Origin of the sequence: Streptomyces stoeckheimensis, assembly GCF_045822005.1 — a bacterium.
In the GTDB taxonomy this organism is placed as follows: domain Bacteria; phylum Actinomycetota; class Actinomycetes; order Streptomycetales; family Streptomycetaceae; genus Streptomyces; species Streptomyces stoeckheimensis.
Genome location: NZ_CP169550.1, coordinates 6,972,377 through 6,996,729 on the forward strand (window position 1 = coordinate 6,972,377; position 24,353 = coordinate 6,996,729).

At 74.3% G+C, this 24,353-nt stretch carries 23 protein-coding genes; 10 read left to right on the forward strand and 13 right to left on the reverse strand.

What is annotated here, in order from left to right; translation table 11 throughout:
* Positions 1-50 precede the first annotated feature (50 nt).
* The 4 genes from ACE1OC_RS31575 to ACE1OC_RS31590 all read left to right on the forward strand — a co-directional run bounded on the left by ACE1OC_RS31575 (position 51) and on the right by ACE1OC_RS31590 (position 5,444).
* The gene (locus ACE1OC_RS31575) at positions 51-1,310 is read left to right on the forward strand and encodes a vanadium-dependent haloperoxidase (RefSeq protein WP_407839853.1); all 1,260 of its coding nucleotides are present in this window, start codon (positions 51-53) and stop codon (positions 1,308-1,310) included.
* A gap of 113 nt (positions 1,311-1,423) precedes the next feature.
* Positions 1,424-2,875 carry a hypothetical protein gene (locus ACE1OC_RS31580; protein ID WP_407839854.1) on the forward strand — a complete coding sequence of 484 codons (1,452 nt, stop codon included), beginning with the start codon at positions 1,424-1,426 and terminating at the stop codon, positions 2,873-2,875.
* Between the two features lie 53 nt (positions 2,876-2,928).
* Positions 2,929-4,197, forward strand: coding sequence for an AAA family ATPase (locus ACE1OC_RS31585; protein WP_407839855.1), 1,269 nt, complete (start codon positions 2,929-2,931; stop codon positions 4,195-4,197).
* Positions 4,194-5,444, forward strand: coding sequence for a DUF2201 family putative metallopeptidase (locus ACE1OC_RS31590; protein ID WP_407839856.1), 1,251 nt, complete (start codon positions 4,194-4,196; stop codon positions 5,442-5,444). The genes ACE1OC_RS31585 and ACE1OC_RS31590 overlap by 4 nt, the downstream gene beginning before the upstream one ends.
* Positions 5,445-5,474: 30 nt before the next feature.
* On the opposite strand, the gene ACE1OC_RS31595 is transcribed toward ACE1OC_RS31590, so the two are convergent.
* From ACE1OC_RS31595 to ACE1OC_RS31605, 3 genes are read right to left on the reverse strand one after another with little or no spacing between them, the layout of a single operon-like run.
* Positions 5,475-6,641, reverse strand: coding sequence for an AAA family ATPase (locus ACE1OC_RS31595; RefSeq protein WP_407839857.1), 1,167 nt, complete (start codon positions 6,639-6,641; stop codon positions 5,475-5,477).
* A gap of 19 nt (positions 6,642-6,660) precedes the next feature.
* Positions 6,661-7,326, reverse strand: a complete 666-nt coding sequence (locus ACE1OC_RS31600) for an acetate uptake transporter (protein WP_250740280.1) — start codon at positions 7,324-7,326, stop codon at positions 6,661-6,663.
* Positions 7,323-8,426: a DUF3533 domain-containing protein gene (locus ACE1OC_RS31605; RefSeq protein ID WP_407839858.1), complete on the reverse strand. Its 1,104-nt coding sequence runs from the start codon at positions 8,424-8,426 to the stop codon at positions 7,323-7,325. Before ACE1OC_RS31605 ends, ACE1OC_RS31600 begins: the two co-directional genes overlap by 4 nt.
* Positions 8,427-8,674: 248 nt before the next feature.
* On the opposite strand from ACE1OC_RS31605, the gene ACE1OC_RS31610 reads away from it, so the two are divergent.
* Positions 8,675-9,535, forward strand: a complete 861-nt coding sequence (locus tag ACE1OC_RS31610) for an esterase/lipase family protein (RefSeq protein ID WP_375952405.1) — start codon at positions 8,675-8,677, stop codon at positions 9,533-9,535.
* Between the two features lie 52 nt (positions 9,536-9,587).
* Here the strand turns inward: ACE1OC_RS31610 and ACE1OC_RS31615 are convergent, their stop codons facing one another.
* The 3 genes from ACE1OC_RS31615 to ACE1OC_RS31625 form a co-directional block, all read right to left on the reverse strand.
* On the reverse strand, positions 9,588-10,595 hold the full coding sequence (locus ACE1OC_RS31615; RefSeq protein WP_407839859.1) for a lytic polysaccharide monooxygenase: 1,008 nt from the start codon (positions 10,593-10,595) through the stop codon (positions 9,588-9,590).
* Positions 10,596-10,835: 240 nt separating this feature from the next.
* Positions 10,836-11,318 carry a DUF402 domain-containing protein gene (locus ACE1OC_RS31620; protein WP_407839860.1) on the reverse strand — a complete coding sequence of 161 codons (483 nt, stop codon included), beginning with the start codon at positions 11,316-11,318 and terminating at the stop codon, positions 10,836-10,838.
* 17 nt (positions 11,319-11,335) lie between these two features.
* On the reverse strand, positions 11,336-12,277 hold the full coding sequence (locus ACE1OC_RS31625) for a GNAT family N-acetyltransferase (protein ID WP_407839861.1): 942 nt from the start codon (positions 12,275-12,277) through the stop codon (positions 11,336-11,338).
* A 71-nt stretch (positions 12,278-12,348) separates the two neighbouring features.
* On the opposite strand from ACE1OC_RS31625, the gene ACE1OC_RS31630 reads away from it, so the two are divergent.
* Entirely contained in the window at positions 12,349-12,741 is a 393-nt protein-coding gene (locus ACE1OC_RS31630; protein WP_407839862.1) for a GntR family transcriptional regulator, read from the forward strand.
* A gap of 163 nt (positions 12,742-12,904) precedes the next feature.
* Here ACE1OC_RS31630 and ACE1OC_RS31635 read toward each other — a convergent pair whose 3' ends face one another.
* Positions 12,905-13,447, reverse strand: coding sequence for an FABP family protein (locus tag ACE1OC_RS31635; protein ID WP_407839863.1), 543 nt, complete (start codon positions 13,445-13,447; stop codon positions 12,905-12,907).
* A 185-nt stretch (positions 13,448-13,632) separates the two neighbouring features.
* Entirely contained in the window at positions 13,633-14,733 is a 1,101-nt protein-coding gene (locus ACE1OC_RS31640; RefSeq protein ID WP_407839864.1) for a DUF5925 domain-containing protein, read from the reverse strand.
* 218 nt (positions 14,734-14,951) lie between these two features.
* Here ACE1OC_RS31640 and ACE1OC_RS31645 point away from each other — a divergent pair, with 218 nt between their 5' ends.
* Positions 14,952-15,752, forward strand: a complete 801-nt coding sequence (locus ACE1OC_RS31645) for an SGNH/GDSL hydrolase family protein (RefSeq protein ID WP_407841740.1) — start codon at positions 14,952-14,954, stop codon at positions 15,750-15,752.
* A gap of 4 nt (positions 15,753-15,756) precedes the next feature.
* Here the strand turns inward: ACE1OC_RS31645 and ACE1OC_RS31650 are convergent, their stop codons facing one another.
* A complete protein-coding gene (locus ACE1OC_RS31650; RefSeq protein ID WP_407839865.1) occupies positions 15,757-17,457 on the reverse strand; it encodes a serine/threonine-protein kinase in 1,701 nt (566 codons plus the stop codon).
* 287 nt (positions 17,458-17,744) lie between these two features.
* Here ACE1OC_RS31650 and ACE1OC_RS31655 point away from each other — a divergent pair, with 287 nt between their 5' ends.
* Entirely contained in the window at positions 17,745-18,014 is a 270-nt protein-coding gene (locus tag ACE1OC_RS31655) for a hypothetical protein (protein WP_030720225.1), read from the forward strand.
* A gap of 72 nt (positions 18,015-18,086) precedes the next feature.
* Here the strand turns inward: ACE1OC_RS31655 and ACE1OC_RS31660 are convergent, their stop codons facing one another.
* The gene (locus ACE1OC_RS31660) at positions 18,087-19,310 is read right to left on the reverse strand and encodes a CaiB/BaiF CoA transferase family protein (RefSeq protein WP_407839866.1); all 1,224 of its coding nucleotides are present in this window, start codon (positions 19,308-19,310) and stop codon (positions 18,087-18,089) included.
* A gap of 126 nt (positions 19,311-19,436) precedes the next feature.
* On the opposite strand from ACE1OC_RS31660, the gene ACE1OC_RS31665 reads away from it, so the two are divergent.
* Positions 19,437-20,390, forward strand: coding sequence for a hypothetical protein (locus tag ACE1OC_RS31665; protein ID WP_407839867.1), 954 nt, complete (start codon positions 19,437-19,439; stop codon positions 20,388-20,390).
* Between the two features lie 14 nt (positions 20,391-20,404).
* Here the strand turns inward: ACE1OC_RS31665 and ACE1OC_RS31670 are convergent, their stop codons facing one another.
* Positions 20,405-21,193 carry an ABC transporter permease gene (locus ACE1OC_RS31670; RefSeq protein ID WP_407839868.1) on the reverse strand — a complete coding sequence of 263 codons (789 nt, stop codon included), beginning with the start codon at positions 21,191-21,193 and terminating at the stop codon, positions 20,405-20,407.
* Positions 21,190-22,158: an ATP-binding cassette domain-containing protein gene (locus ACE1OC_RS31675; protein WP_407839869.1), complete on the reverse strand. Its 969-nt coding sequence runs from the start codon at positions 22,156-22,158 to the stop codon at positions 21,190-21,192. The genes ACE1OC_RS31670 and ACE1OC_RS31675 overlap by 4 nt, the downstream gene beginning before the upstream one ends.
* A gap of 70 nt (positions 22,159-22,228) precedes the next feature.
* Between ACE1OC_RS31675 and ACE1OC_RS31680 the strand changes: the two genes are divergently transcribed.
* Positions 22,229-22,954, forward strand: coding sequence for a TetR/AcrR family transcriptional regulator (locus ACE1OC_RS31680; RefSeq protein WP_407839870.1), 726 nt, complete (start codon positions 22,229-22,231; stop codon positions 22,952-22,954).
* Positions 22,955-23,068: 114 nt separating this feature from the next.
* Here the strand turns inward: ACE1OC_RS31680 and ACE1OC_RS31685 are convergent, their stop codons facing one another.
* Positions 23,069-24,214: a type ISP restriction/modification enzyme gene (locus ACE1OC_RS31685; RefSeq protein WP_407841741.1), complete on the reverse strand. Its 1,146-nt coding sequence runs from the start codon at positions 24,212-24,214 to the stop codon at positions 23,069-23,071.
* Positions 24,215-24,353: the final 139 nt, after the last annotated feature.

Here is a 24,353-nt window from a genome sequence, read left to right on the forward strand (position 1 = left end):
GACCGCCCGATCCTTCCGCCCCGAAGTCCTTCCGCCTGTCAGGAGTGTTCGTGAAGCCGTCCCGCTCTGCCCTGCTCTCCCTCGGGTCCGCCCTGGTGCTGTCCGCCACGGTCGCCCTCCCCTCCGCGGCCCAGGCCGCGCCCGCGCCCGTGCACGCCGACGGCGGGGCCGTCGTCCGCGAGTGGTACGACATCACGGCCCAGACCGTGGCCGCCGCCGGCGCACCCACTCAGGTCACCAACAGCCGCACCTGGGCCATCGGTTGGATCGCAGCCGCCCGCGCCGGACGGGAGGCCCCCGGCGGCCGCGACCGGGCGGCCTTCCAGGACGCCGCCGTCGCCTCGGCGGTGCACGACGCCCTGGTGGACCTCGCTCCGAGCCGCACCGCCGTGCTCGACGCCGCGCTCGCGGAGACCCTGCGCCGGATCCCCGACGGCCGCGCCGAGGAGCGGGGTCTCGCCGCCGGAGCCCGGCAGGCGAAGCTCGCGCTCGCGGACCGTCGGGGCGACGGCCTCGACCCCGCCTCCGTGAACGCGCCCTTCACCGTCCCCGCCGCCGCCCCCGGCGTCTGGCAGCCCACGCCCGACGGCTACGCCCCCGCCGCGCAGTACGGCAACCGCGTGGCCAAGCCCTTCCTGCTGGACTCCCCGGACCAGTACCGGATCGGCCCGCCGCCCGCGCTGGACTCCCGCCGCTACCGGGCCGACCTGGCCGAGGTGCGAGCGTACGGCGCAGCCGACTCCACCGTCCGCACCGCCCGCCAGACGGAGACCGCCGCCTTCTGGTACGGCTCCTCGCTGACCCTGTACACCGAGCCGCTGCGCGTCGCCGTGACCCGCTCGCAGGGTTCGGCCGCCGAACGGGCAGCGCTGGTCGGCCTGTTCCACGCCGCGCTGGTCGACACGCAGATCGCCACCTCCGACAGCAAGTACGCGTACACGCGCTGGCGCCCGGTCACCGCGATCCGCACCGGCGCCATCGCCCCCGACCGGACCTGGACCCCGCTCCACCAGACCCCGGCCCACCCGGACTACCCCAGCGGCCACAACACCTACTCCGGCGCGGCCGAGGTGATCCTGGACGCCCTCGCGGGCCCCCGTACCGCCCCCTTCGCCCTCACCAGCCCGACCGCACCCGGCGTCCGGCGCACCTACACCAGCTGGGAGCAGCTGACCCGCGACAACGTCGACGCCCGCATCTTCTCGGGCATCCACACCCGCTCCGCCGACGAGGCGGGCGTCACCCTCGGCAAGGCGGTCGGCCGCCACGCCCTGAGCAACGCCGGTGCGCTGCTCGCTCCACTGGGCTGAGCCGGCCGGTCGGGAAATGCCTGGCGGGCAGTGGGGCGGGCCGTTAGTCTCGCCGCGATGACGACCTCACATACACAGAGATCGGGGGTCCCGTCCGCGCAAGGTGAGTGCTGATGCTCACTCAGACCGCGAACGGGGCTTCCCGCCCTTCCTTCTGGCTGCGCGTGCGCGAGTTCGCCGTGCCGCCGTCCATGATCGAGACCGCGACCGCCCGCCGCTCCGCCGGTGACTGGGCGGGTGCGTGCGCAGCAGCCGCCGTCGACGTGGACTTCGACCTGCGCGCCCTGGCGCGCACCCACGGCCGCGAACTCGCGGCCCGGATCCGGGCCGATCTCCGCCACCTGGCTCCGGACCTGCTGCGCTGGCACCTGCCGAGGATCGCCCCGGACGGACTGCTGCGCCCCGGGCTGACCATCGCGCTGGCCCGGTACGGGGACGCGGGGCCCGGCGGTGCGCGCCCGGTCCACCTCGTGGCCCGTACCCCACCGGCCTGGGCGGAGTACGGGCAGCGGCTCAGCCTCGCCCTGTGGGACGGAGCCCGCTCCGAGGACGTGGCCCGCGGCCGTGCAGGGGGCGGCCCGCATTCCCACCCCCGCCCCCACCTCCATCCGCATCCCCACCCGCATCCGCGGTTCCGCCTCGACCTGCACCGCCACCTGTGGGACGCACGCCGGAGCGACGAGCTCCGCTCCCGGTCCGGAGCCGACCGGCCGCTCGCCGGTGCGGGCCCCGCGGCGGACCCGGTCCTGCCGGGGCCGCTGTCCCCGGGGCCCCGCTGCGCCGTCGACCGGTGGCCGGCCGAAGCGGCGATCGTGCTCCGCGCCGAGGGACGCTCCGGCGGCACGGTCGCCGTGCGGCTCGGGTCCCGGCACCGGCTGTACGTGCACCTGCGCGGCGACGGGGACGGCGACGGCCACGGTCGGATCTCCGCAGCAGCGCCCGTGCATCCCGGTGCCCCCGCCCCGCCGGCGCTGCCCGACGCGGCGACCTGGGTGCTGCCCGACCTGGAGCTGCTCCGTACCGGGGCGATCGACGCCGGCCGGCTGCACCCGCTGGTCGGCCGGGCCCTCGTACCGGACTGGTCGCCGCCGCGGCCCGCCGGAGCCGCGGACCGGGCGGGGGGAACGCGCGTGGTGGACTGCCGAGGTGCCCGGCACCGGATCGGCCTGGTCGACGGGGTGCTGGCCCCGCTGGACCACGACCCGGCCGAGATCCGCCGCGAGGAGCTGCTGGTCGCACTGACCGGTACGCCGCTGCCCTGTCTGCGGGCCATCGACGAGGCGCACCGCCGTCCGGACTCCCTCTCCGGCGTCCGCGAACGCCTCGACCACGGCGACACCGCCGGCGCCCTGGCCGTCGTAGAGGCTCTGCTCGGTCCCGGAGCGCTGCTGCGCGACGGCCCGTTGCGGGACGAACTGGAAGCGGCCGCGCTCCGGCGGGTCGCCTACGGACTGTTCCGCGCGGGCCTGGCCGCACCGGCCGCCGACAGCGCCCATGCCGGCTACCGCTCTCCCCGCCCCCGCCGCACCGAGCGCTCGCATCCGCGGCACGCCACCCGCCGCTGACCCGGCCCTCCTGCACCGCCCTCTTCCCGCCACACACCCAAAGGTGATTCCGTATGCATTCCCGTGCCCAGACCGCCCCGCCCGCACCGTCAGCCCGGACCATCCCGGCCGGCACCGACCAACTCGACGTCGCCGCAGGGCTACTGGCCCTGCTGCGCGATACGACGACCGAACCGCGCCCCGACATCCAGCTGGAGGCCCTGACCCTGGCCGTGGCCGCGGACCTGCCCGTACTCCTGTGGGGTGAGCCGGGGATCGGCAAGACCGCGGCCCTGACCCAGCTCGCCGCATCCCTGGACCTGCCGCTGACCACCGTCATCGCCAGCGTGCACGAGCCGTCCGACTTCTCCGGCCTGCCCATCGTCGGGGACGACCCCGCGGAGCAGGGGGTGCCGATGGCCCCGCCGGACTGGGCGGTGCGCCTGGTACGGGCGGGCCGGGGGCTGCTGTTCCTCGACGAGCTGTCCACCGCGCCGCCGGCCGTGCAGGCGGCCCTGCTCCGGCTCGTACTGGAGCGGAGGATCGGCGCCCTGCGGCTGCCGCCCGAGGTCCGGATCGTGGCCGCCGCCAATCCCCGGTCCTCCGCGGCGGACGGCTGGGAGCTGAGCCCGCCGCTGGCCAACCGCTTCGTCCACCTCCAGTGGACGCACGACCAGGAGGTGGTGGTACGCGGCCTCGGCGGGACCTGGCCCCGCACCACCCTGCCCCGGCTCGACCCCGAACGGCTCCCGGAAGCAGTGGACTTCGCACGCCGCGCGGTGTGCGGGCTGCTCGCCGCCCGGCCCACGCTCGTCCACCGGCTGCCTTCGGGCGAAACCCGCCGGGGCGGCCCGTGGCCCTCCCCCCGGAGCTGGGAGATGACGCTCTGCCTGCTCGCCTTCGCGACCGCGGCCGGCTCCTCCCGGGAAGTGCTTTCCCTGCTGGTCAGGGGAACCGTGGGAGACGGTCCCGGACTGGAACTGCTGGCGAGCCTGGACCGGATGGACCTCCCGGACCCGGAGTCCCTGCTCGCCGACCCGGCGGGCGCCGTCCTGCCCGAGCGCGGGGACCTGCGCCAAGCCGTGCTCGACGGTGTGGTCGCGGCGGTGCGGGGGCGTCCGGAGAAGTCCCGCTGGGACGCGGCATGGGTGCTCCTGGCCCGGGCGCTGGAAACCGGTGCACCGGACCTGGTGGTCGTCCCCGCGACGACGCTCGCCGCCCTGCGCCGCGCGGACTGGGAGGTTCCGGCCGCGATCGACCGGCTCGCCGGGGCCGTGGCCCTGTCCCGCGGAGCCGACCGGGCCGCCGCCCGTTCGGGCGTGCCCGTCAAGGCGGGCCGATGACGCCCGCGACCCCCGCAACGCCGGTGGCCCTGGACCTGGACAAGCTCTACGCCGCCCGGCTGCACGCCGTACGCGTGCGGCCGTACCTGGCCACGGCGCTGTTCGCCCTGCACGTCGTGGAATCGCGCCGGACGCCGACGATGGCCGTGGACCGGTACTGGCGGTGCTACGTCTCGCCGGCGTTCGTGGACCGCACTCCCGTGGAGGAACTCGCCGCGGTCTGGGTGCACGAGGTGTCCCACCTGCTGCGCGACCACCACGGGCGCGGGGACCGGGTCGCGCGGGAGCGCGGGCTGACCGGCCCGGGGGAGCGGCTGCGGATGAACATCGCGGCCGACTTCGAGATCAACGACGACGCGTACGGCGACGGGCTGGTCCGGCCCGAGGGCGCCGTCCAGCCGGCGGCCGTGGGACTGCGGGAGGGGGACCTCATGGAGGAGTACCTGCTGCAGTTCGGGCTCGGGCCGCACACGCAGCACATGGCCTGGCTGGACTGCGGGAGCGGCGCCGACGGGCTGGAACGGGAGTGGGACCTCGGCCCGGACGGCGCGGACGGCCTCAGCGAGCAGGAACGGGACGCGGTCCGGTTCCGGGTGGCACAGGGCATCACCGGCCGTCCGGGATCCGCATCGAAGGGCTGGAAGCGCTGGGCGGAGGAGGTGTTCCACCCGCCGCAACCGTGGCGGGAGTTGCTGGGAGCGGCCGTCCGGTCGGCCACCTCCGGATCCGGCGCGGGCGACGACTACACGTACAGCCGGCCCTCGCGGCGTTCGGCCGGGGTGCCGGGCGCCGTGCTGCCGAGCCTGCGGCGCAGGCCGCCCCGCGTGAGCGTGGTCATCGACACCTCCGGCTCCGTCAGCGACGCCGAACTGGGCAGCGCGCTCCTGGAGGTCACCGCGATCTCGCGCGCGGTGGGCGGCCGCCGGGACCTGGTCACGGTGGTGCCGTGCGACGCGTCCGCCCGGATCGCCCATCCGCTGTGCCGCGCCGAGGGGATCCCCCTGCTGGGCGGCGGGGGTACGGATCTGCGGACGGGCTTTGCCACGGCGCTGCGGTCCACGCCCCGTCCGGACGTGATCGTGGTCCTGACCGACGGGCAGACCCCCTGGCCGGACACGCGGCCGCCGTGCCGGACGGTGGTGGGGCTGTTCTCCCGAGGCCGGTCGCTCGGATCGTGGGACGAGGACGACCCCGACTACGTGCCGGACCTGCCGCCCGCATGGGCCCGTGTGGTGAACATCGGCTGAGGTCCGGACCGGGGGCCGGGGCGGACGCCCCTAGCGCTTGGGCCAGTACCAGAGGGGTTCGTCCAGGGGGCCCTCGCGGCCCGCCACCTCGGTCTGGCCGAAGTCCTTGAGCAGGGTGATGGTCCGCAGGTCCACGCGGTGGCGGTGGACGCCCGACGCCAGGGCCTCTGCCAGGGGGGCGGCGTGGGTGACCACCACCGTCTGGGTGTTCCGGGCCACCGTCAGGATCAGGTCCGCGAGAGGGTCCAGCAGGTCGGGGTGGAGGCTGGTCTCCGGCTCGTTGAGCACCATCAGGGCGGGCGGGCGCGGGGTCAGCAGGGCGGCCGTCCACAGCAGGTAGCGCAGCGTCCCGTCGGAGAGTTCCGCCGCGCCCAGCGGGCGCAGCAACCCGTGCTGGTGCAGCTCCAGTTCGAAGCGGCCGTCCCGTTCCGCGACCGTCACGCCGCTGCCCGGGAAGGCCGCCTCGACGGCGGCGTCCAGCGCCGCGTGGTCGCCGGTCTCCCGGATCGTCTGGAGCGCGGCCGGCAGGTCGGAGCCGTCCGCGGCGAGCACCGGCGTACGGGTTCCGACGCGCGGGGTGCGGGCCGGCGCGTCGGCGTCCGTGCGGACGTGGTCGTAGAACCGCCAGGAGCGGATCAGTTCGCGCAGGGCCAGCAGGTCGGGGGCCAGCTGCGGGTCCGCGAGCTCGCTGAGCATGGAGTCGTACGGGCGCAGGGCGCCCTGGGTGCGGTGCCAGCCGCCGTCCGCGGTCCGGGTGCGCACGGCGGGCCCGGCGCGGTCCGAGAGCAGGGCGGCCGGGCGCAGCACCGGCCCGGCCCAGGTGCACTCCCGTTTGATCTCGGGGTCCAGGCCGAAGAGCGAGCCCCGGACCGGCGCGGGATGGCCGAAGTCCACCGCGTAGCCGAACTCGTCCCCGGCGAAGCCGAGCCGCAGGCTCACCGGTTCGGACCGCACGGTCGGCTCGACCGCGTACCGGCCCTCGCGCACCGCCCGGCCGGTCTTCTCCGGGCCGGCCCACAGGGTGGAGGGCAGGCCGCCCTCCCGGGCCAGCGCCGCGATGGCACCGCCCCGCGCGGAGTCCGCCAGCAGCCGCAGGGACCGGTACAGGCTGGACTTGCCCGTGCCGTTGGCGCCCGTCACCACGGTGAGCCGGCCGAGGGGGACGACGAGTCTGCGCAGGGAGCGGTAGTTCTCCACCGCGAGCGTTGTGATCAGGTCAGGCCTCCGGGTGCTCTTCGGGGGCCAGGAAGCGGCCCATCGGCAGCACCTGGCGGCCCCAGGTGCTCGCCATGATCTGCCCGGCGAGCAGGTACGTGGCTCCGAGCGCGGCCAGCAGTCCGCTCCAGCCGGTGATCCGGTTCCAGACCACCGAGCCGGTGAACCCGCTGATCGTCATGGCCACGAAGACCACCAGCACGCACGTGAACGTGGACAGCAGCACCAGGTGGATCCGCCAGCTGCCGATCCACAGCACGAACACCACGAACACCCACGGCAGGGTGAACAGCCCGCTCACGTCCCCGCGCAGCGCCGGATCGGTGGCCGGCAGCACCCACTGGAGCAGCAGGGCCTTGGACATCCAGAACAGCCCGAAGCCGCCGAAGACCGTGGCGTGCCAGGTGTCGCCGCGCTGCGCCTGGAAGAGCCCGGCCAGCAGCTGGGCGAGCCCGCCGATGAAGAACCCGACCAGCGGCAGCACGGAGTGGCTGAGCTTCTCGGGGAAGATGCCCGCGTCGATGCCGGTCGCGATGGTGGTGACCACGATGAAGCCGGTGAGGCCCAGGGGGCCCAGCTGTGCCTGCGCACTGGGCTCCATCCGCTTGACGGAGACGGCCTGTTCGGCCGGGCCCATGCGGTTGCGGACGTGGATCGGGTTGTTCATCGCACGGCTTCCCGCTCCGGCAGGGCGTCCGGTCCCTCGGGAAGCCCGCTGCCCACCGCGGCTCCCGCCTTGCCCCTGCGGCTCGCCGCGCAGGCCAGCGTGATCGCGGAGCCGAGCACCGCCCAGCCGCTCAGGACCAGCAGCGGCCCGGTGATGTCATTGCCCTTGAAGTACGCGATCGAGCGCGCGGCGTACGTGCCCGCGCCCGGCGGCAGCCACGGGCCGATGGCCTTCCAGAACGGCGGCAGCAGCGGGTAAGGGTAGGCGCCGCCGGCGCTCGGGTTGCCGAGCACCACCACCAGCAGGATCGCCAGGCCGATGCCGACCACGCCCGCGAGGCCCTGGAAGGCCAGGGTGATCGCGCCGACGGCGAAGACGACGAGGGTGCCGAGCCCCCACAGGGCCCAGATGCTGCCGGGCAGTGCGCCCAGGACCGGGTCGGCGATCACCGCGCCGAGCAGCCCGGCCGCGATCGAGTACACCAGCAGGGCGCCGAGCCGGATGACGGCCCGGTGGACGTTCGCGGGCCGGGCGCCCGCGCTGATCGCGAGGATCGCGGCGCACAGGTAGCCGCCCACGCACCAGCCCACGACCAGGTAGAACGAGCTCAGTCCGCGCGCGTCGCCGGCGGCCGTCGGGGCCACGTCCACGACGCGGACGGTACGCCCCTGGGTCTTCTCGACGACGCCGACGATCTGCTCGACGGCCTGGGACAGGGAGGCCCCGGCGCCGCTCGCGACCAGCAGCTTGTCGGTCGTGCCGGCCGGGTCGACGATCAGCGCGCCGTCCACGTCCCGGTTCTGGATCTGCCGCAGCGCCGTCGCCTCGTCCTGTACGGCACGGGGGTCGAGCGGCTTTCCGGGCAGCGCGGAGAGCTGTTTCGCCGTCTGCTCGGCGATCGGTGCGGCGGGCGCGGCCACGGCGATCGGGATCTCGCTGGGCTTGGGGTGATGGAAGGCCCCGACGTACGAGGTGATGAAGGCGAGCTGGAGCGCCAGTACGCCCAGGACCAGGAGAGCGGCCCGGGTGGTGACGGCGTCCTTGATCTCGGCGAGGAAGCCGCCGGACTGCCCTGGGTCTGCGGGAGTGGGCTGGGTCATGTCTCACACGCTCGGCGTACCGGGCGCCCGGCGCAGCAGGGGAGGGCCGAATGGATGACGGCCGTCGGGGCGGGCCGCCGGGACGCACCGCGGATTTTTTACCGCCGCGTAACTTCCCAGTTTTGCTACTCGCCCGTAATTTAACGGCTGCAGCACCCCCCCCTTGTGATCCGGATCACGGGATGCACCCCCACGTACTTCCCGCGCCATCCCTCGTTACTCCCCTTGAACCGCGAGGAGATCACACGATGCTGCCCTGGAGACGCCTGCTCCGCCCGCTGGCCGTCCTCACCCTGACCGCCGCCGCGCTCGTCGCCCCCACCGGAGCGGCCCAGGCCGCCTCGGCGCCGAGCAGCGGCTGGAACAACTGGTCCTGCAAACCGTCCGCCGCCCACCCCCGGCCCGTCGTCCTGGTCCACGGAACCTTCGGGAACTCCGTCGACAACTGGCTCGGCTTCGCCCCGTACCTCGTCCACCGGGGCTACTGCGTCTACTCCCTCGACTACGGGCAACTGCCCGGCGTCCCCTTCTTCAACGGGCTCGGCCCCATCGAGCAGTCCGCCGGACAGCTCGACGTCTTCGTGAACAAGGTCCTCGCCTCCACGGGGGCTGCCGAGACCGACATCGTCGGCCACTCCCAGGGCGGCATGATGCCGCGCTACTACCTGAAGTTCCTCGGCGGCGCCGCCAAGGTCAACGCCCTGGTCGGGCTCGCCCCCGACAACCACGGGACGACCCTGCTCGGCCTCACCAAGCTCCTCCCGTACTTCCCCGGGGCCGGGGACCTGATCAGCGAGGCCACCCCGGGCCTCGCCGACCAGATCGCCGGATCGCCCTTCCAGAACAAGCTCAACGAGGGCGGGGACACCGTCCCCGGAGTCGCGTACACGGTGATCGCCACCCGGTACGACGAGGTGGTCACCCCGTACCGGAGCCAGTTCCTGAGCGGGCCGAACGTCCGCAACGTGCTGCTCCAGGACCTGTGCGCGGTGGACCTCTCGGAGCACGTGGCCATCGGGCTCACCGACCGGATCGCCTGGCACGAGGCCGTCAACGCCCTCGATCCGGCGCACGCCGAACGGACCACCTGCGCGTCCGTCTTCTCCTGACGGCAACGGCGACGGCGGCGGGCGGCCCCCGACGGGCCGCCCGCCCCGCTCGTCAGCGGCCGTGGCGGCCCGGGGTCGCACGGCGGCGGGCCAGCCCGAACAGCACGGCCGCGCCGACGGCCAGGATGCCGGCCCCGCCGATCGCGATCAGCGGGGTGGCGCTGCTGCCTCCCGTCTCCGCGAGGCCGGTCCCGCTCTTCGAGGGGATCGGGGACGGGGCGCCGCCGTTGGTCTTCGGGTCGTTGTCCCCGTGCCCGTGGTGCTCCACCGTGGACTTGTCGGCGCCTTCGGAGATCTGCTCGTCGGTGGGGGCCGACGGGACCTCGGACGGGAGCGTGGACGGCTGCTGCGAGGGCACGGAACTCGGCTTGGAACTCGGCTTCGAGCTGGGCCTCGAGCTCGGCTCGGCACTGGGCTTGCCGCCGTTGTCCTTCCCGAAGACCACGTCCGAGCAGGTGTAGAAGGCCTCCGGGCTGTCCGAGCGCTGCCAGACGCTGTAGATCAGGTGCCGGCCGGACTTGTTCGGGACGGTGCCGGAGAAGACGTAGTCGCCGTTCTGCATCCCCGGGTCGGTGACCTTCGCGAAGGGCGCCGGCTCCAGGTCGGACCACTTCAGCGGCTTCGACGGGTCGTAGCCGTCCCTCGTCACGTACAGCTCGAAGGAGCCCTTGTGCGGGGCGGTCCCCTTGTAGCGGAAGGTGTGCGCCCCCGCGGCCATCGGGCTCGCCGGCCAGTCGGCGCGCGCCAGGTCCAGCCCCCGGTACTTGTCGTTGCCCGCCGAGCACAGCTGTCCGTCCGGGATCAGCGCCTTGCTCTTACCGGCCGCGTTGGCGATGTTCACCGCGTTCCAGTCGTAGAACGCCTGCGCCCCGCTCGCCGCGACCGCCGCCTTGCAGGCCGCCGACTTCGGGGACTCCGGGCCCTCCGCGTAGCACGCCGCCACCCGGCTGACCGGGTCCGTCATCGAACCGTGGGCGGCCGCCGGGGCGACGGCGTACGCGGCCACCGCGAGCGGGGCGAGACCGGCTGCGATGCGGGCGGCGGTACGGCGTGCGGGCATGGTGGATCTCCTCTGGGCACGGCACAGGGCTGCGCGAGTCGTGGGTGCGCCGGAAGACCGGGGCTGTGCGGCGCCGCCCCTCACGGGTTCGCGGCGCCGCCTCCGGCCCTCCCTGGCCCAGCCAAACTAACCGCCCGGAACCCGAGTTCCCCCGGGTTCGGGCCCCCGGAGCCGATCCTTAGGGCGCACTTAAGGAGCCACTAAGCGGGCCCTACAGAAAGCGCCCGGCGGGGCCCGGGGTCAGGCCAGTAGGGCGGACAGGCCGGCCGTCGAGCGGGCCTGGGCGTCCAGGGCGTCCAGGGCCCGTACCGCCTCGGCGGCCGCCTCGGGGTCGGTGTCGGCGAGCCCGCTCTCGGCGAACTCGTCCTCGTCGAGCCGCAGTACCGTGCTCCCGTCGGCCGACACCCACAGGTCGAGGTCCAGGTCCTCGATCAGGATCACCCCGTCCTGCACCGACGCCGGGCGGGTGACGTCGCAGTACCAGCCCTTGAGGACGCCCTCGCCCGTCCGCACCTCCTTGACCGCGTACCAGCGGTCGCGCCAGAAGTGCTCGGTGAACACGTCGCCCGGCTCGAAGCGGACGAAGCCGAAGTCGCGCACCCCGGGGGCCGCCCAGGGGGCCCGTACGGTGATCCGGGTGCCCGTGTCGGCCACCAGCTCGGCCGGGTAACGGATCTTCGTACGGCCCGCCTTGGTGAGGGTGACGGTCAATCGGTCGGTCATCGTGCTCTCTCCTGTTCTCACAGCTGCTTGGTGTAGCGGGTCTCCGTGGCGCACACCTCGTACCCGAAACGGGCGTTGACGGCGAGCATCGGAGCATTGCCGGTGTCGTTGCCGGTGAACGCCTCGGTGCAGCCGGCCGCGCGGGCCCGCAGCAGCGAATCGATCTTGGCCATTCTGGCCAGTCCCCGGCCGCGGAACGGGCGCAGGGTGGCGGTCATCGCGGAGGAGTACCGCCCGGCCCCGTCGGTGTGGGCGGCGGTGAAACCCGCCACCCGGCCGTCCACCAGGACCACGGTGGTGAGTTCCCGGTCGAGGTACGGGTGCTCCCAGGTGCCCCGCAGCCAGTCCTCGTAGTCGCCGAACTCCACCGGAACGTCGCCCGGTTCGTCCAGGGTCGCCGCCGCGTCGGCCTCGAAGAGCGGGCGCGGATCGGCGGCGAAGGCCGAGCCGGCGCGCAGCTCCACTCCGTCCGGCAGCTTCGCGGGCAGCGCCGGCAGGCCGGCCGTGGTGAGGTCGAGGCGCAGGAAGTGCGCGGAGCGGGAGGGCCGGTACCCGCGGCGCTCGGCGAAGGCGCGGTGCGGCGGCTCGTCGAGGACCCAGGCGAACGAAGCACGTGCGCGCGCGGCCCGGAGATGCTCCTCGGCCGCGTCGAGCAGCGCGCTTCCGGCACCCAGGCCGCGGTGGGCGGGGTCCACGTAGACGTTGACGAAGCCCTGTCCGGGCTCGGGGCTCTCGTGGGCTATGCCGACCTGGGCGGTGCCGATGACCAGGCCGTCTGCATGCTCGGGGTGCTCGGCGACGAGGAGGCGGTAGCGCTTGTCGGGGTGGGCCGATGCGAGCTCGTGGGCCACGCCGACGGCCGTGCCGATCATGAAGGGGAGGGCGGCGCGGCGCACCCGTACGACGGACTCGGCGTCCCGCGGGTCGGTGGGGCGCACATCGCGAATGGTGGTGATCACCTGTGTGACGGTAGGACGGCAGGGCGCCCAGCGCCTGCGAATTTCCCGGCGGATGGGGGACAATCGGCCGCGTGACCTCGACTTCTCCGCACCTGAAGATCCGCATCGACGGCGCGCCGGGCGCCGCCGCCCCGTACGAGCAGCTGCGCTCCCAGATCGCCGCCGGGGCGCGGGCGGGCCGGCTGCCCGCCGGGTTCAAACTGCCGACGGTCCGCGGGCTCGCGGAGGACCTGGGGCTGGCGGCGAACACGGTCGCGAAGGCGTACCGGGCGCTGGAGTCGGACGGCGTGATCGAGACGCGCGGCCGGGCCGGCAGCTTCGTGGCGGCGTCCGGCGACGGTCCCGCCAAGGAGGCGGCCACCGCCGCGCAGGCCTACGCGGAGCGGGCGCGAAGGCTCGGCCTCACCTTCGACGAGGCGACCGCCGCGGCGCTGGACGCGCTGCGCGCGCGGTACGCGGACTGACACCCGGGCCCGCTCCGTCTCAACGGGCCCGCCCTGTCCCAACGGGCCCGCCCTGTCCCAACGGGCCCGCCCTGTCCCAACGGGCCCGCCCTGCCTCAACGGGCCCGCTCCGCACGGCCGGCACCGCCGGAGGGCGCCCCCTGACCGGGCGGTGCCCCGCCGGTCAGTCCTTGCGCGGGAACAGTCGGGCCTGGAGGTGGTGCTGCATGGGCTGGCCCACCGCGGCCATCTCCTGCACGATCGTCAGCCCGCCCTCCTCGAGCGCGTACCGGCGCCGCATGCCGGTGACCTCCTTGGCCCGCGGGGTCAGCCCCACCGTGTCGGTGGCCATCTCGATCTCCGTACCGGAGACCCGGCCCACGTACGTCTCGACGATCCCCGTCGGGTGGGCGAGCGTGACCTCGACCGAGGCGTCCGGGAGGATCCGCCACCATCCGGTCTCCCGGCCGGCGGGGCGCACGGCCGTGCCGGAGTCGTCGATCAGCCACGCGCGGGACTCGTAGACCAGGAAGGGCCGGCCGTCGTGGCTGAAGGTGATCTCCTGCTCGTACCGGAACCCGTGCTCCAGGGTCGGGTACTCGCCGCTGCCCCGTCCGTGCCAGCGTCCGATGAGGCCGAGCACCGGCTGGAGCTGCGGGTGCGGCTCGGGGCCCTCGCCGAGGACGTGGCTGTCGGGGAAGGGATTCTCCTGCGCCGGTTCGAGCACGGTGCGTTCTCCTGTTCGTGGGTCCCCCGGAGGTGCGGACGGCCGGTGGGGGCCTTCGGCCGCGCCCCCATTGTCCTCGGCGTGCCCGCCGGACCCGTGCGCGCCCCGCGCGGTGGGACCCGCGCGCCGGGCCGCCGCACTTGGGCGCGCGGTACTTGCGCGTGCCGCACCTGCGCGTGCCGCACCTACAAGTACATCCCGGCCTCCGTGTCCTGGCCCTGCGGCGGCAACAGCGCGGCGGGGCCCGACGCGCCGCGGCGCAGGGCGTAGAGCTCCGCCAGCGTCGCGCCCTCGCGGGAGATGCCCTCGTCGGTGCCGAGCCAGTCCACCGCCTCGCGGTGCGTCAGCCGGCCGATCTCGATGCGGGCGAGGCACCGCCCCGGCCGGACCACCGCAGGGTGGAGCCGCTCCAGGTCCTCGTTGGTCGTGACGCCCACCAGGACGTTGCGGCCCTGGCCGAGGAGTCCGTCCGTGAGGTTCAGCAGCCGTGACAGCGCCTGCCCGGCCGTGTGCCGGGCCTCGCCGCGGATCAACTCGTCGCAGTCCTCCAGGAGCAGCAGCCGCCAGCGGCTCTTCGCCGTGCCCTCGTCCTCGCCGATCGCGATGTCCATCAGGTAGCCGATGTCGTTGAACAGCCGCTCCGGGTCCAGTACGCAGTCCACCTGGCACCAGTCCCGCCAGGACCGGGCGAGCGTGCGCAGGGCGGAGGTCTTCCCGGTGCCCGGGGGGCCGTGCAGCAGGAGCAGCCGGCCGGCGATGTCGTCGGGGGTGACCTTCATCAGCCGGTCCATCGCCCCGGCCACCGGAGCCGTGTAGTTGGGCCGCACCTCTTCCCAGGTGCCGGCCGCGATCTGCCGGGTCGTCCGGTAGGGGCCGCGGCGCGGGGAGACGTACCAGAAGCCCATCGCGACGTTCTCGGGCTGCGGTTCGGGCTCGTCCTGCGCGCCCTCGGTCGCCTCCTCTAGCGTCAAGGCGGCGAGTTCCTCGCTGACCGCCGTCACCGTGACGTCCGCGCCCCGGCTCCAGCGGGAGACGAGCACGGTCCAGCCCTGGCCCTCGGCGAGCGTCGCGCTGCGGTCGCTGTCCCGGGCGGAGCGCAACACCGTTGCCCCGGACGGCAGCAGGGTCGCGCCCGGCTTGACCCGGTCGATCGACACGCTGTGCGAGTAGGGCTGCTCGCCGGACGCGAAGCGGCCGAGGAACAGCGCGTCGACGACGTCCGACGGGGAGTCGCTGTCGTCGACGTTGAGCCGGATCGGCAGCGCGTCCTGAGGGTTGGCTGGCATGGCGCCCATGATCCGGCACGAACTGGCCTCATGCACCCGTGTTTCGCCGGAACGGGTGGCGGGATTCCCTCTTCAAACGCCGTGCGGGTGAAGATTCGCGCCGCATGTCCGCCCCGAACATTCTTGGCATGGACACTTCCAGCCGACCTCGGTTCCTTGTACCACGGACTCAGGAGTAACTCCGGAGTAACCCCCCACGAGGAGCCGCACACATGAGCATGAGAATGCCTCGTTTCGCCGCCTTGGCCTCTGCCCTGTTACTCGCCGCGGGCGCGGCCCTGTTCGGAGCCGGTCCGGCAACCGCCGCCGCCGACTTCGGCTACGTCGCCCTCGGCGACTCCTACTCCTCCGGCGTCGGCGCCGGCAACTACGACAGCGCCAGCGGGAACTGCAAGCGCACCCCCCGCGCCTACCCGGCCCTCTGGGCCGCCGCACACTCCCCCCAGACCTTCTCCTTCGCCGCCTGCTCGGGTGCTCGTACGGGTGATGTGATGAGCGGCCAGCTCGCCCCGCTGAACGCCGGCACCGACCTCGTCAGCATCACCATCGGCGGCAACGACGCAGGATTCTCCGACGTCATGACCACCTGTGTGCTCCAGTCCGAAGCCACCTGCGTCAGCCGGGTCAACCAGGCCAAGGCGTACGTCGACTCCACCCTCCCCGGCCAGCTCGACCAGGTCTACAACGCGATCCACAGCCGGTCCCCGGGCGCCCGCGTGGTCGTCCTCGGCTACCCCCGCTTCTACAAGCTGAACGGCACGTGCGTGGCCGGGCTGTCGGAGGGCGAACGCAAGGCCATCAACGGCGCCTCCGACTACCTCAACGCCGCCATCGCCAAGCGCGCCGCCGACCACGGCTTCACCTTCGCCTCGGTCGCCGGCGCCTTCACCGGGCACGAGATCTGCTCCGGCAGTGAGTGGCTGCACAGCCTCAACTGGCTGAACATCGGCGAGTCCTACCACCCGACCGCCGCCGGACAGTCCAGCGGCTACCTGCCCGTCTTCACCAACGCGGCCTGACGCGTCACGGACTGGCCGTCGGACCCGGGTTCGGTGACGGGGAAGAGGTGGGTCCGGACGTGCTCGGAGAGGAGGCCCCGCCCGTCGGGGTCTCCTCCTCGCACGTCACCGAGAACTCCAGCCAGGCCGAGGCCGCCTCCGACGGCGCCCGGACCTCCAGCCGCACCGCGTCCTCGAAGGTCGCGTCCGGATCGTGCGTCAGCTCCGTGTGGTCCAGCCGTACGCTCGTCGGCCCGCCCGCCGGGTACGCGAGGGTCCGCCAGTCGGGGCCCGAGGTCCGCCCGCTGCGCGTGGCCCACCGGTACTCCACCATCGCCGGGGTCCGCTCCACCGTCACGGTGGCGGTGAAGGCGGGCGCCTCGGCGGCGGGTGCCGGGCACTCGCCGCGGTAGGCGTCCCGCAGGGCCTGGACGGCGGACAGGGTGATGCCCGGCGGCGGCGTCGAAGGAGAGGGAGAAGGGGAGGTGGAGGGCGAGGGGGACGGAGACCCGCTCGGCGAGGGGGTCGGGGAAGGCGAAGCGCTCTGCGTGACGGTCGGTGCGGTCGTCGCCCCGCCATCGCCGTCACCGCCCGCGGTGCGGTCCTTCAGCAGCAACCATCCCAGCAGCACCACCACCGCGAGCAGCACCACGATCCCGCCGCCCAGCACCAGCCCGGCCCCGTTGCCCCCGTTCCCCCCGGTCTCCGGCGGAAGCGTCCGCGCCGACCCGGCACCGGGCGGCGGCAGCGGCGGGGTGGGGTGGCCGTACCGGTTCTGCATGACGGAGGTCGGGTCGTCCGCCCCGATGCCCGCACCCGTCGTCGGCGCCGTCGCGGGACCCGACACCGGCCCGCCGGAGGCGCGTACGGTCCCTCCCGCGCCCACGATGCGCAGCATCCGGGCCGCCTCGGCCGCGGACAGCCGCTCCGCGGGATCCTTGACCAGCAGCCCCTCCAGGACGGGCGTCAGCGGCCCGGCCCGCCGCGGCGCCGGGAACTCCTCGTCCACGACCGCCCGCAGCGTGGCCACCGGGGACTCCCGGTGGAAGGGGGAGACCCCCTCCACGGCCAGGTACAGCATCACCCCGAGCGCCCACAGGTCCGACCCGGGACCCGGCTCGCGCCCCAACGCCCGCTCGGGCGGCAGGAATTCGGGGGACCCGACCACCTCGCCCGTCATGGTGATGGCGGTGGAGCCCTCCAGGCTCGCGATGCCGAAGTCGCCGAGCACCACGCGCCCGTCGTTGGCGATCAGCACGTTGCCCGGTTTGACGTCCCGGTGCAGCACCCCCGCCTCGTGTGCGGAGCGCAGTGCGGCCAGTACCTGTTCGCCGATGTGCGCGGTCCGCTGCGGGGTGAGCGGCCCGTCGCCCTCCAGGACCTCCGCGAGCGAGAGTCCCCGTACGATCTCCATCACGATCCAGGGCCGGCCGTCCTCGGTGGCCACGTCGTAGACGGTGACCACGCCACGGTGCGAGACGCGGGCCGCGGCCCAGGCCTCCCGCTCCAGGCGCCGGTACATCCGGGCCACCTCGGCCTCGTCCATCCCTGCCGGGGCGCGTACTTCCTTGACGGCGACCTCGCGCCCCAGGACCTCGTCCCGGGCCCGCCACACCATGCCCATCCCGCCGCGGCCGAGCGGGCCCAGCAGGCGGTAGCGTCCGGCGATGACGCGGTCGCCGGCGCCGTCCCCGTTCGACGCGGACTCAGTCACCGAAAGCCTCATTCACGCGCGCCCCCAAGAGCGTTACCGGACGATCACTCCAAGTTAGCGCAGAGCGTGCGCCGTGGCTCCGGTCGCGACAGGACTCACGCAGTCGGCGCCGATGTGGTTCCAGGTCCCCCGAACCCCGGTGAATTTCGCGGAGAGTGACGATCGACTCCGCTGAGTAATCGTCAACTCCCGCTCGCCACACGGGCAATTCACACCACCGGGATACCCGTGCGCGACGTGGGGACGATAGGGTTACCCTGCCCGGTGGGCCGGGTGCCCTCATACGGGTGGGGAGAGACATGGAACAGATAGCAATGCGCAGCAGGCCGCCTCGCGTGCCTGCCATCACATGCGGCAGTGGTGCGACCAGTTCGCGCCTCGACCGTCACCTCGCCGTGCTGGGCGGTCCCGCCGTCCCGCACCGCGAGACCGCCGAGGCGACGCTGCTCATGCGCGAGCTCACCTCGCGCGACCACACGCACCGGCTGCGGAGCCGGAGCGCGCGCGTATCGCTCTTCGCGCCGCTGCGGAGGCTCCGGCGCACCCTCTTCGGCAGCCGCCGTTCGTAACCGTCCGGTCGGGGGGTGTTCCCGCCCCCGCAGCGCCGCCGCTCCGTCCCCGGCCTGATCAACCCTGCCCAGTCAGCGAACCACGCCGTCCCGGCGCAATGCCGTGATCTGTTCGCCCGTCATCCCCAGGGCGTGCAGCAGGGCTTCGGTGTGTTCGCCGAGCGCGGGCACCGCACCCATGTGCGGTGCCGCGCCGCCGGGCAGTCCGATCGGCGGCAGCAGGGCCCGCAGCGGGCCCGCAGGCGAGCCCACCTCCCGCCAGCGGTCCCGAGCCTCCAGCTGCGGGTGCGCGGCGAGCTGCGCCACCGAGTTCAGCCGTGCGCAGGCGATGCCCGCGGCCTCCAGTCGCTCGATCGCGGCATCCGCGCCGAGCCGGCCCAGCGCTTCGGCGACCACCGCGTCGGTCTTCTCCCGGTTCGCGGTCCGCGCGGAGTTCGTCGCGAATCCCGGATCATCGGCCAACTCGGGTCGCTCCAGCAGCTGTTCGGCCAGCCGCCGCCATTCCCGGTCGTTCTGCACCGACAGCAGCACCCGGTCGCCGTCCGCCGTCGCGTAGGCGTCGTAGGGCGCGATCACGGCGTGCGCGAGGCCCGTCCGCACCGGCTGTTCCCCGCCGTGCATGGTGTGGTGCAGCGGATGCCCCATCCACTCGGCGAGCGCGTCGAGCATCGACACCTCCACCCTGCCGCCGCGCCCGGTGATCCCGCGGCGCAGCAGGGCGGCGAGCACGCCCGAGAAGGCGTACATGGCGGCCGCGATGTCCGCCGCCGGGATGCCCGCCTTGACGGGCTGCTCCGGGGTGCCGGTCACCGAGACCAGGCCCGCCTCGCACTGGACGAGCATGTCGTAGGCGCGCTTGTGGGCGTACGGGCCTTCGGGCCCGTAGCCGGAGACGTCCACGGCGACCAGCCGGGGGTAGCGGGCGCACAGCGCGGCGGAGTCGAGCCCGAGCCGGGCGGCGGCCCCCTGGGCGAGGTTCTGCACGAACACGTCGGCCCCGTCGAGCAGCCGGTGCAGGACCTCCCGCCCGCGCGGGTCCTTGAGGTCGAGCGCGAGCGACTCCTTCCCCCGGTTGGCCCACACGAAATGTGAGGCGAGACCGTGCGCGGCGGTGTCGTAGCCGCGTGCGAAGTCCCCGCCGTCGGGCCGCTCGACCTTGATCACCCGGGCGCCGAGGTCGGCGAGCTGGCGGGTGGCGAAGGGCGCGGAGACGGCCTGCTCGACGGAGACGACGGTGATGCCGTCGAGGGGGAGGGGGTCGGTGGCGTGCGGGTCGCTGCGACGGTCGGGTGTCATGACGCTCTGCCTACCGGCCTGGAGGGGGATCTGTCACCACGCAGGATGGCGGCATCCCCCATTCCTGATGATTTGTCTGCGTATGGTATGGCGCGTCGTCCCCCGACTCGCACCGAAGGGTTGCCCATGAGACGCCCGACCGCACTCGATCCGCGCTCCCCGATCCGGCGGGTGGCGGTCGTGGTGATAGCTCTCGTCGCCGGGCTCGCGCTGGCGGCCGGTCCGGCGCCCGCCGCGGGCCTCGCCCCGACGCCGCTGAACATCTCCGTCTCCCACATCAACGGGACCGTGACGAGCCTGGCTCCGGACTGCACGAGCGGACCGCTCACCGCGACCCGGCGCATCACCGGGAGCCAGTCGGTGCCCGCCGGGCTGTTCTCCTCGCTGCCCGGCCAGCTCGCCTTCGACCTCCCGGTCAGCCTGGGCGCCACCCAGGCGGCGCTACGGGGCAACGACGGGCGCGTCACGCTGACCAACGCGCGCGGCACCCTGACCCTGGCCCTGAGCAGCGGAAGCTGCGCCGCGCCGACCTTCGGCTCCAACGGGGTCGCGATCTTCGGGTCCGGCACCTGGACGGTCGTCAGTGACACCATGCCGGGCAACTCCTACCGTCAGGCCTCCGGTTCGGGCACGTTCAACATCGCCAACATGGGGATCTCCGTCGGCACCGGCCAGCCGTGGGCGCTGAGCCTGCTCGGCTCGGTGGATCCCCTCCAGCCCACGATCGCCGTGACCCACCGCGCCTTCTGGGGCGGCCCGTTCGCCTACCTCTCCCGGACCCTGAGCGTGGAGTACCGGATCCGGAACACCGGACCCGGAGACGCCTTCGGCGTGGTCCTGAACGACGCGGCCACGAGCTCCCCGGGGGTCACCCGGATCGGCCCGGTGCCGCAGGCGGTCGGCTCGGTGCCCGCCGGTTCCGAGCGGAGCGTCGTGGTCCGCTACCGGGTGTGCGGCATCGCCTCGATCGGCTGCCGCTTCACGGCCGACGTCCAGCTGACCGTGGCGGACGCCCTCGACTCCGGTGGCCCCGCGTCCTTCCAGCGGACCGTACAGGTGCCGATCACCCCGGTGCCGTAGGGGCCGGATCGTGCTCAGCCGAGGCCACGCGCGAACCGGCGCGTGGCCGCCGGCACGAAGAGCGCCAGCAGGACCACCGACCACAGCAGCGCCCCGGCGACCGGGTGCGCCACCGGCCAGGCGGCGCCCGCGGCGGCCTCACCGCCCGCGTTCCCGAAGAGCCGGCGCACTGCCGTCGCGACCGCGCTGATCGGGTTCCACTCGGCGGCCGTACGCAGCCACCCCGGCAGCCCGGCCGTCGGCAGGTAGGCGCTGGAGAGGAGCGGCAGGATGAAGGTGGCGCCCCCGAGCTGCCCCGCCGCCTCCTCGCTCTTGCTCAGCAGGCCGAGGTACGTCCCCACCCACGCGGTGGCGAAGCGGAACAGCAGCAGGATGCCGAAGGCCCCGAGCGCCCCCGGGAGCCCGTTCTCCGCCCGCCAGCCCATGGCCAGCCCCACCAGGACGAGCGGCACCATCGAGACGCCGGTGGTCACCAGGTCCGCCGCCGTCTGCCCGAGCGGCACCGCGCTCCGGCTCATCGGCAGGGTCCGGAAGCGGTCCGTCACCCCGCGGTGCGCGTCCTGCGCGGCCGTGAACATGCCGGCCATCAGGCCGTTCGCGGCGGTGGCGGCGAGCAGCCCCGGGACCAGGAACTGCCGGTACTCGGAACCGGGCATGGCGAGCGCGCTGCCGAAGACGTAGCCGAAGAACAGCAGCATGGTGACCGGCATGGTCTGCGTGAGGATCAGCAGGCCCGGGGCGTGCCGGGCCTTCTGCAGCTGGCGGGTGAGGACGGCGCCCCCGTCGGACAGCAGGGTGCTCATGCGGCGTTCTCCTTGGGTTCGGTGGCGGGACGGGCTCCGGTGAGGCGCAGGAACACCTCGTCGAGGGTGGGCGGGCGCAGACTCGCATCGGTGACGGCGATGCCGGCCGCGTCGAGGGCCCGGACGATCTGCGGGAGCGTGAGCCCGGGGTCGAGGACGGTCGCGCCGACGGTCAGGCGCTCCCGGTCCAGGGCGGGCAGGCCCCCCGTCAGCCGGTCGAGTACGGCGGCCGCGTGCGCGAGCGCCTCGGCCCCGTCGACGCAGACCTCGGCGTAGGCGCCGATCAGGGCCTTGAGCTCGGCGGGGGTGCCGGTGGCGGCCGCCCGGCCGTGGTCCACGACCACGATGTCGTCGGCGATCCGGTCGGCCTCCTCCAGGTACTGGGTGGTGAGCAGCACGGTGGTCCCCTCGCGCGCGAGGTCGCGTACGGCCCTCCAGATCTGCTCGCGGGCCGCCGGGTCGAGACCGGTGGTGGGCTCGTCGAGGAACAGCACGCGGGGCCGGGTGACCAGTCCGGCGGCCAGGTCGAGGCGCCGGCGCATCCCGCCGGACCAGGTGCCCGCCACCCGGTCGGCGGCCTCGGCGAGACCGAAGCCCTCCAGCAGCTCGTCGGCGCGGGCCCGGACGGCCCGGCCGCGCAGTCCGGCGAGTCGGGCGAAGAGCCGGAGGTTCTCGGCGCCGGTCAAATCCCCGTCGACCGAGGCGAATTGACCGGTGGCCCCGATGGCGCGCCGGACGGAGGCCGGGTCGCGGGTCACGTCGTGCCCCGCGACGAGGGCGCGGCCGGCCGTGGGCGTGGTGAGGGTGGTGAGGATGCGGACGGCGGTGGTCTTGCCCGCGCCGTTGGGGCCGAGGAGGCCGCACACCGTGCCCGGCGGGACGGCGAGGTCGAGGCCGCGCAGGGCGTGGACCGAGCCGTAGCTCTTCTCCAGACCCTCACTAAGTACAGCGTACGTAGTAGTCATGTGGTGCACCCTATCTGACTACGTACGCCGTACGTAACTAGGATGGTGGGGATGGACGAGGTGATGAGCGATGACACCCAGCGGCCGCTCCGCTGAACCCGAAGTGATCTGGGCCCGCCCGCCGCGGGCCGGTCGCGGCCCCCGGCCCGCCCACAGCCGCGACTCGATCGCCGCCGAGGCGGTGCGGATCGCCGACGAGGAGGGGATCGATGCCGTCTCGATGCGGCGCGTGGCGGCCGGGATCGGCGCCGGGACCATGTCCCTCTACAACTACGTGCCGCGCAAGGAGGACCTGTACGAGCTGATGGTCGACGCGGTCAGCGGGGAGTACGACCTCGCCCCGCCCACCGGCGACTGGCGGGCCGACCAGCTCGCGCTGGCCCGCCAGACCCGCGCCCTGATGCACCGGCACCCCTGGCTGCCCCGGCTGCTGAGCCCGGTCTATGGATTCGGCCCGAACGCCCTGCTGTACCTGGAGTACAGCCTGGCCTGCCTGGCGCCGCTGGACGCTCCGGGCGGGGAGAAGCTGGAACTGATCGCGGCGGTCAACGGCACGGTCGCCACCTTCGTGGCGGGCGAACTGGCCCTTGCCGAGCGGGCCCGTCAACTCCCTTGGAGCGAGGCCGAAGAGCAGGCCGTACGGGCGGCCTGGCTCGGCTCCCGGCTGGTGACGGGGGAGTATCCGCTCCTGGCGGGCGTCCTCGCGACCGCACCGGGCGTCCCGGGCGAACTGCCCGATCCGGCGGCGGTGTTCGACCGCTCGATGTCACGCCTGCTGGGAGCCTGGGGGGCTTGACCTTTTCAGCCGTCCGGCGATTGAGGGCCGGAGTCTGGGGCGGAGCCCCGGGGAACGGTGGAAGGGCGGGTGGGGGACAGCCCCGCAGGGCCACCCGCCGCGAGCCCCCGCGCCTCAGAGCAGCGCGAACTGCCCGCCCGGACCCTCCTCCTGGTGGTCCAGGACCGAGGCCGGCCGCCGGGCCCAGTCCGGCGGCGGCAGCACCCCGCCCGCCCGCAGCTCGGCGGCGGTCAGCGCCGGTCCCACCTCGAACGCCGCCCGCTCCGGCTCCAGTTCGGCCAGCAGGGCCAGGGTCGTCACCAGGGCCAGCAGCTCCGAGGTCCAGCCCTGCGGCCACTCGGCCGGACCCACCGCGTCCAGGCCCTCGGCCTCCGGGTCCCGGTGCGCGAGCCGGGCGGCGAACCAGGACTCCAGCACGCGGACGCCCTGGACCTCGTACTCCCAGGCCCCGGCCGGTACGGGCGACACGGTGCCGCCGCCCGAGCCGCTCCCGACCGTCAGGGTCTCGCTCTCCGGGTCGTACGCGAGCTCGCGCGGCCACGCGGGCAGCGCCGAGCGGACGTACGGCCGGCGCCCGCCCGGCAGCCGGGGCGCCTCACCGCCGCGGGCCCCGCGCAGCCGGACGGAGAGCAGCCGGTGGCCCAGCTCCAGCCCGGCCCGCCAGCGCGCGGCGTCCGCGGTGAGGGGGACCTCGTACCCCCGGGGGCCGGGGCGGCCGGCGGCGAGGATCCAGCAGAGCACGTCCTCGGGGGTGACCCAGGTGCCGTACCGCTCCCCGAGCAGGTGCTGGAGCCCCGGGGCGAGATTGGGCTCGACCCCGCCCGGGCGGCGGTGCAGCGGGCGGATCCGGCCGAGCCGGCCGGCCGGGAGGTGCGCGGTGACCAGCAGTGCCCCCGGCTGCGCCGGCTCCACGGCGAACAGCTGGTGCTCGTCCAGCACCCGCCACAGCTCCGGGCGGGCCAGGTCGATGAGCCGCTGGTCGGGCAGCAGCCACTGCTCGTCGAAGGGCTCGCGCAGGATCCGTACGGGGTCGGGGCGGGGCCCGGGCGTGTCCGCGAAGCGGGCCGTGGAACCGGCGCGCTGACCCGGCAGCGCCGCCGCCCCGGCGCCCGTGCTGCGCGTCCGGGTCGGGCGGAACAGCCGCTCCCGCTCGGCGCCCTCGGCGGCGGCCAGGGCGGCCCACCGGGCACGCAGGGTCGCCGGATCGGGGGCCGCGACCCAGGCCCGGCCCAGCCGCAGGGAGCCCACGGCCCAGGGCATCAGATCGTCCAGCAGCGGGGTCGGATCGTCCGGCAGCGGGTCCCGCGGGGATGCGTCAGCGCTCACCCGGCCGATGGTAGCGACGCCACCCGGTGACCGGGCCGCGTCCAGGCCGGAGAGTTAGGCTCGCTATGTAGGG